At 72.3% G+C, this 6,882-nt stretch carries 7 protein-coding genes; 6 read left to right on the forward strand and 1 reads right to left on the reverse strand.

Annotated features, from left to right (window positions below; genetic code table 11):
• The 5 genes from ACWGIG_RS35505 to ACWGIG_RS35525 all read left to right on the forward strand — a co-directional run.
• Positions 1–540 (forward strand): TraR/DksA family transcriptional regulator (locus ACWGIG_RS35505; RefSeq protein ID WP_453325827.1); only part of this gene is annotated, 540 nt, incomplete at its 5' end.
• Positions 541–942: 402 nt separating this feature from the next.
• Positions 943–1,707, forward strand: coding sequence for a signal peptidase II (gene lspA, locus ACWGIG_RS35510; RefSeq protein WP_453325828.1), 765 nt, complete (start codon positions 943–945; stop codon positions 1,705–1,707).
• 62 nt (positions 1,708–1,769) lie between these two features.
• Complete coding sequence (locus ACWGIG_RS35515; RefSeq protein WP_362414843.1) at positions 1,770–2,711, forward strand: RluA family pseudouridine synthase; 942 nt, start codon at positions 1,770–1,772, stop codon at positions 2,709–2,711.
• The gene (locus ACWGIG_RS35520) at positions 2,708–3,178 is read left to right on the forward strand and encodes a GNAT family N-acetyltransferase (protein WP_453325829.1); all 471 of its coding nucleotides are present in this window, start codon (positions 2,708–2,710) and stop codon (positions 3,176–3,178) included. Before ACWGIG_RS35515 ends, ACWGIG_RS35520 begins: the two co-directional genes overlap by 4 nt.
• A gap of 172 nt (positions 3,179–3,350) precedes the next feature.
• On the forward strand, positions 3,351–4,937 hold the full coding sequence (locus ACWGIG_RS35525) for a Na+/H+ antiporter (protein ID WP_453325830.1): 1,587 nt from the start codon (positions 3,351–3,353) through the stop codon (positions 4,935–4,937).
• A gap of 69 nt (positions 4,938–5,006) precedes the next feature.
• On the opposite strand, the gene ACWGIG_RS35530 is transcribed toward ACWGIG_RS35525, so the two are convergent.
• Entirely contained in the window at positions 5,007–6,188 is a 1,182-nt protein-coding gene (locus ACWGIG_RS35530; RefSeq protein ID WP_453325831.1) for a mechanosensitive ion channel family protein, read from the reverse strand.
• 38 nt (positions 6,189–6,226) lie between these two features.
• On the opposite strand from ACWGIG_RS35530, the gene ACWGIG_RS35535 reads away from it, so the two are divergent.
• Positions 6,227–6,796, forward strand: a complete 570-nt coding sequence (locus ACWGIG_RS35535; protein WP_453325832.1) for a dienelactone hydrolase family protein — start codon at positions 6,227–6,229, stop codon at positions 6,794–6,796.
• Positions 6,797–6,882: the final 86 nt, after the last annotated feature.

Genomic DNA, 6,882 nt, shown 5'->3' on the forward strand with positions numbered 1-6,882 from the left:
GCCGAGGGGGCGGCCGAGGCCGCGGAGACGGGAGCCGAGACGGTGGTTGCGAAGAAGAGTCCGGGCGGCGCCACGACGGCCAGGGCCACGACGGCCAGGAAGAAGACGGTGCCGACGGCCCGTGCCGACACGGCGGTGGTGCCGGGCGAGCTTGCCGTACGGCCGGGGGAGGACCCGTGGACGCCGGAGGAGATCGCCGAGGCACGTGCCGAGCTCGACAGCGAGATCCTGCGGCTGCGGGCCGAGATCGTGTCGTCCGAGGAGGCGCTGACCGGGCTGATGCGCGACTCGGGCGACGGTGCGGGCGACGACGACGCGGACACCGGGACCAAGAACATCACCCGCGAGCACGAGATGTCCCTGGCCGCCAACGCCCGCGAAATGCTGGAGCAGACCGAGCGCGCCCGCGACCGGCTGGACGCCTGGACGTACGGCATCTGTGAGAACTGCGGCAAGCCGATCGGGAAGGCCCGGGTGCAGGCCTTCCCGCGCGCCACGCTCTGCGTGGAGTGCAAGCAGAAGCAGGAGCGGCGCTACTAGGGCCGGTTCGGGCGGGGCCTGGCCGGTGGGCCGCGGTACGGGCGGACGGAGGTGCTCTCGTCCTCCCGGTGCGGACGGGCGTGCCGGGGCGCGCCCGCGACCCGGACCCGGTGGTGGGCCCCGGGCCGGAGCAGGGCCGCCGCGCGGTGCCGTACTCGCGGCCGTGCCGGGCAGGCGTGCCGCACCCGGGAGGCGGTGGCGCGGTCCGTCCGGCAGCACCGGGCGGGGTGCTGCCGCAGGCCGGGCGGGTGCGGGGCGCGGCTGCGCACAGGGGCCGCCCGGGTGCTCCGGGCCGGGGCCGCCGCACCGCTCCGGGTGCGCGGCGGGCGTCGCGGGCCCTCCGGGTCCGTACGTGTGTGCCGTACTCTCGTGCTCATTCAGGTACGAGGGCGAGGGACTGACGTGGCAGAGGCGGAGCGCATCATCGGTACGCCAGATGTGGAGGGAGCCGGGCCGGAGCAGTCCTCGGGTGACGAGGGTGCTGCGGAGACGGCTGCCGGGAAGACGGCGGACGCCGGGCGGACGGCTGCAGAGCCGACGGCCGGTGGCGCGGCGCGTCCCGGCGCCGGTGCCGGGACGCGTGCCGACGACGAGCCGCAGACCGGTGCCGAGCCGCAGGCCGGTGCCACTGCCGAGGGCGAGCCGGCGGCCGACGGTGCGGCGAAGCCCGCCGGGCGGGGCAGGCGCAGGCTCGCGGTCCTCTTCGTGATCGCGCTCATCGCCTACGCGCTCGACCTCGGCACCAAGCTGCTCGTGGTGGCCAAGCTGGAGCCGAGCGGCGAGACGATCCCGCTGATCGGCGACCTGCTGCAGCTCCGGGCGATCCGCAACGCGGGGGCCGCGTTCGGCATCGGTGAGGCGTACACGATCGTCTTCACGATCATCGCGTCCTCGGTGATCGTCGTGATCGCCAGGCTGGCGCGCAAGCTCTACAGCCTGCCGTGGGCCATCGCGCTGGGGCTGCTGCTCGGCGGGGCGCTGGGCAATCTCACCGACCGGATCTTCCGTACGCCCGGCTTCCTGGAGGGGGCGGTCGTCGACTTCATCGCGCCCGCGCACTTCGCGGTCTTCAACCTCGCGGACTCGGCGGTCGTCTGCGGCGGAATCCTGATTGTGATCCTGTCGTTCCGGGGCCTGGACCCGGACGGGACCGTGCACAAGAGCTGAGGCGCAGGGGCCGGGGGCGACTTTCGGTAAGGCTTGTCGGTGCGGTCCTGCATACTCGACGGGTGAGTACGATTCCCGAGATCCGCACCCTGCCCGTTCCCGATGGCCTTGAGGGCGAGCGCGTCGACGCCGCCATTTCCCGGATGTTCGGGTTCTCCCGGACCAAGGCGGCCGAGCTCGCCGCTGCCGGAAAGGTCCAGGTCGACGGCGCGGTGGTCGGGAAGTCCGAGCGCGTGCACGGCGGGGCCTGGCTGGAAGTCGAGATGCCCGCCCCCGTCGCCCCCGTCCAGATCGTCGCCGAGCACGTCGAAGGCATGGAGATCATCCATGACGACGACGACGTGCTGGTGATCGTGAAGCCGGTGGGCGTCGCCGCGCACCCCAGCCCCGGCTGGACCGGCACCACCGTCATCGGCGGCCTCGCCGCCGCCGGATACCGCATTTCCACCTCCGGCGCCGCCGAGCGCCAGGGCATCGTGCACCGGCTCGACGTCGGCACGTCGGGCCTGATGGTCGTGGCCAAGTCGGAGCGCGCGTACACCTCGCTCAAGACGCAGTTCCGCGAGCGCACGGTCGACAAGCGCTACCACGCCCTCGTGCAGGGCCACCCGGACCCGATGAGCGGCACCATCGACGCCCCCGTCGGCCGTCATCCCCAGCACGACTACAAGTGGGCCGTGGTCGCCGAGGGCAAGCCGTCCGTCACGCACTACGACCTCATCGAGGCGTTCCGTGCCGCGTCCCTGCTCGACATCAAGCTGGAGACGGGGCGTACGCACCAGATCCGCGTGCACATGTCCGCCCACCGCCACCCCTGCGTCGGCGACACGACCTACGGCGCGGACCCGACCATCGCCAAGCGGCTCGGTCTGACCCGGCAGTGGCTGCACGCGATGCGGCTCGGGTTCACGCACCCGGGCAGCGGCGACTGGGTCGAGTTCGAGAGCCCCTACCCGGACGACCTCCAGCACGCGCTGGACGTGATCCGCGCGGAGAGCGAGTGACCCTGTCCGCGTACGCGGTGCGGGTGGCGGCGGGGGCCGAGGACATCGACGCGTGCTTCGCGGTGCGCAAGGAGGTCTTCGTCGTCGAGCAGGAAGTGCCCGCCGAGCTGGAGTACGACGCGTACGACGAGAGCGCGGTGCACGTCCTGGCGATCGCCGACGACGGCACGCCGCTCGGCACCGGGCGGCTGCTGTACGGCGCCGACGCGGCCGGGAGGACGGGCGGCGGCCCGGAGGTCGGCTCGCTCGGCCGGCTCGCCGTGAGCGGGGCGGCGCGCGGGCTCGGCATCGGGGCGGCGCTGGTGCGCGGCATCGAGGAAGCGGCGCGCACGCGCGGCCTGACCTCGATCGACCTGCACGCACAGACGCACGCCCTGAGTTTTTACGAGCGGCTGGGGTACGCGGCGTACGGGCCGGTTTTCCTGGACGCGGACATCGAGCACAGGGCCATGCGCCGGGAGATCTGACCGGGCGGCCGGACCTGGTGTCCGGGCGGCCGGACACGGTGTCCGTATGACCGGACCGGGTCCTTACGACCGCCTGCGGACCCTTCTGTGACGTTTTGCCGCCCTTCGTGGCACGCTTGAGGCCTTGATCATCGTTTGAATCACCGCTTCGAGTCGCCCGGAGGGCACCCCCGTGGATCAATTGGCGCTGCTGTTCGTGCTGTTGCTCGGGGCGGTGGTCTCCGTGCCGCTGGGGGAGCGGCTGGGACTGCCCGCGCCGGTGCTGATGACGCTGGCCGGGGTGGTGCTCGCGCTCATCCCCTTCGTACCGAATCCGGACATCCCACCGGAATTCATTCTCCCGCTGGTGCTGCCGCCGCTGTTGTACGCGGCCGTGCAGCGGACTTCCTGGCGGCAGTTCACCGCCAACTTCCGGCCGATCCTGCTGCTGGCCGTGGCGCTCGTCTTCGTGACCACGGCGGCCGTCGCGGCCGTCGCCAACGCCGTCGTGCCCGGGCTGCCGATCGCCGCCGCCGTCGCGCTCGGGGCACTCGTCGCACCGCCGGACCCGGTCGCCGCGACCGCCGTCGCGGGCTCGCTGGGGCTGCCCCGGCGGCTGGTGTCGATCCTGGAGGGCGAAGGGCTCTTCAACGACGTCACCGCGATCGTGCTCTACCACGTGGCCATCGGCGCGGCCGTCAGCGGCACCTTCTCCTGGCCCGCGGCCATGGGCGAGCTGGTGCTGTCCGCCGTCGTCGCCGTCCTGGTCGGCGGCGGGCTCGGCTGGATCAGCAACAAGCTGATGGGCTACCTCGGCGACGCGACGCTCCAGATCGGGCTGACGCTGCTGGTGCCGTTCGTCAGTTACGTACTCGCGGAGGAGTTCATGGGGTCGGGCGTGCTGGCCGTCCTCACCTCGGCGCTCTACCTCGCCTCGCACGCCGTCGACGCCGACGACGTGCAGGGGCGGCTCGCCGGGCAGACCTTCTGGCAGATCGTGGACACCCTGGTCACCGGGGTCGCCTTCGGCCTGATCGGCCTGGAACTGCACTCCGTCTTCGGGCTCGCGGACGGGCGGTTCGGCGAGATGCTCGGCTGGGGCGCGCTGGTGGCGGTCGTGGTCGTCGGGGTACGGCTGCTGTGGCTGCTGCCCGCGACCTGGCTCGCGAAGCGGCTGCACAAGCGGCGCGACGTGGACGAGGACATCCCGATGACCTGGCGGGAGACCGTCGTCATGTGGTGGGCCGGAATGCGCGGGGTGGCGTCGGTGGCGCTGGTGCTCGCGATCCCGCTCAAGACGGAGTCGGGAGAGCCCTTCCCGGCGCGCGACGAGATTCTCTTCATCGCGTTCTGCGTGATCATGACCACGCTGGTGTTCCAGGGGCTCACCCTGCCCTGGCTGGTGCGCAAGCTGGGCGTACGGGCGGACACGGACGCCGAGCGCGACCTGGAGCACACCCTCGCGGTACGGGCCGCGAAGGCGGCGAAGCGGCGGCTGAAGGAGATCGAGGAGGTCGAGGAGCTGCCCGACGACCTCTCCGAGCGGCTGCTGCGGGGCGCCTTCGACATCGGGGCGCGGATCAGCCCCGACATCGTCGACGAGGAACGCCGCGAGGCGTACGCGACGCGGGCGGGCCGGGTGAAGGCGGTGGCCCGCATCCAGCGGGAGATGATGTCGGCCGCCCGGCACGAGGTGCTGGCGGCGCGCAACGAGCCGGGCGTCGACCCGGAGGTCGTGGACCGGGTGCTGCACATGCTGGACGTCCGCAGCCTGAGGTGAGGAGCCGTGCCGGGCGGCGGGCCCTGACCCAACGGGCCCGTGTCCTCGCACGCCCGGACGGGCTGAAGGTCAGCCGCGGCCGGTTCGGGGATCGGCGCCGGGGGCGGGGGCGTCGTCCGAGGTGCGGACCTCGGCGTTGTTGGTGTGGATCTCGGCGGCGAGCGGCGGGCGGCCGCCGACGGGCCCCCGGTCGGTCCACGGGCCGTCCGGGGGGAGGGTCGCGTTCGAGGTGGCGACCTTGGGGAGGGCGTACGGGTGCTTCTCGAAGAGCCAGGCGATCATCTGCTCGCGGACCGCGCACCGTACCGTCCAGATGTCGTCCGCGTCCTTCGCGGTGACCACGATCCGCACCTCGATCGTGTTCGGGGTGGTGCCGGTGAGGGCCAGGCTCCAGTCGCGGCCGTCCCAGGAGGGGGTCTGGGCGAGGACCTCCCGGAGGTGCTCGCGCATCAGGGGCAGCGGGGCGCTGTGGTCGAGCTGGAGGAAGACCGTGCCGGTCATCTGCGCGCCGCCGCGCGACCAGTTCTCGAAGGGCTTGCTGGTGAAGTAGGAGACGGGCATGGTGATGCGGCGCTCGTCCCAGGTGCGTACGGCGAGGAAGGTGAGGGTGACCTCCTCGACCACGCCCCACTCGCCGTCCACGACCACCGTGTCGCCTATCCGCACCATGTCGCCGAACGCGATCTGGAAGCCCGCGAAGAGGTTCCCGAGGGTGGACTGGGCGGCGACACCGGCGACGATGCCGATGATTCCCGCCGACGCCAGCATCGACTTCCCGATGGCCTGCATGTTGGGGAAGGTCATCAGCATGGCGGCTGCGGCGATGACGACGACGACCGCCGTGACGATCCTCATGATGAGCGTGACCTGGGTGCGTACCCGGCGCACCCGGGCGGCGTCCCGCGACTGCTGGGAGGCGTATCGCGCGTACGACGACTGGACGACCGTGGAGGCGACCCGCACGATCAGCCACGCCGTCGCGGCGATCAGGACGAGGGACAGGACCCGTCCGATGCCCTCCGTGTGCTCCTCGACGAGGGTGAGGCTGGTCTGGTCGTACGCCCCGCGCAGGAGCGCGGTGAGCAGGACGACCATCAGGGGCGGCCGGCAGCGGCGCAGCAGTCCCCACAGCGGGGTCTCGTGGTGGCGGGCGTCGGCCCGGCGCAGGACGAGGTCGACGACCCAGCCGAGGAACAGCGTGAGCACGACCGAGCCGCCCAGCACGATCAACGGACGCAGTACGTTCTCCATGACTTCGTGACTCCGGCGCTGGCTGGCAGGATTGCGGAATGGACATCATTCTTTTCCACTCCGTCTACGGTCTGCGCCCGGCCGTGCACGCTGCCGCCGAGCGGCTGCGCGCTTCCGGGCACCAGGTGCACGTGCCCGACCTGTACGAGGGTCAAACGGCCGGCACCGTCGAGGAGGGCCAGGCGATCCTGGACCGGATCGGCCGTGAGGAGCTGCTGCGGCGGGCCGTGGTGGCCGCGGCCCCGCACTCCGAAAAGGGCCTGGTGTACGCGGGATTCTCCTGGGGCGGGGCCGTCGCCCAGAACCTCGCGCTCGGCGACGAGAAGGCCCGCGGCCTGCTGCTCCTGCACGGCACCTCGGACCTCGCGGAGGGCGTCTCGGCCGACGAGCTGCCCGTGCAGCTGCACATCGCCGACCCGGACCCCTTCGAGTCCGACGACTGGCTGAACGCCTGGTACCTCCAGATGCAGCGGGCCGGGGCCGATGTGGAGATCTACCGGTACCCCGGGGCCGGGCACCTCTACACCGACGCGGAGCTGCCGGACTTCGACCAGGGTGCTGCGGAGCAGACGTGGAAGGTCGCGTTGGGGTTTCTGGCGACGCTGTAGGGGCCTCTTCGTGGCCGGAGCGGGGCCGGAGCGGGACAGGGGCGGGACAGGGGCGGGACAGGGGCGGCCCGCCTGCGGCGCTGCCC

Source organism: Streptomyces sp. NPDC054863, assembly GCF_053610825.1.

What these genes read in the sequence shown, in the direction of transcription:
- ACWGIG_RS35535 (WP_453325832.1), top strand. Translation starts at nt 6,227, where the DNA reads ATGGACATCATTCTTTTCCACTCCGTCTACGGTCTGCGCCCGGCCGTG.
- ACWGIG_RS35530 (WP_453325831.1), bottom strand. Translation starts at nt 6,188, where the DNA reads ATGGAGAACGTACTGCGTCCGTTGATCGTGCTGGGCGGCTCGGTCGTG.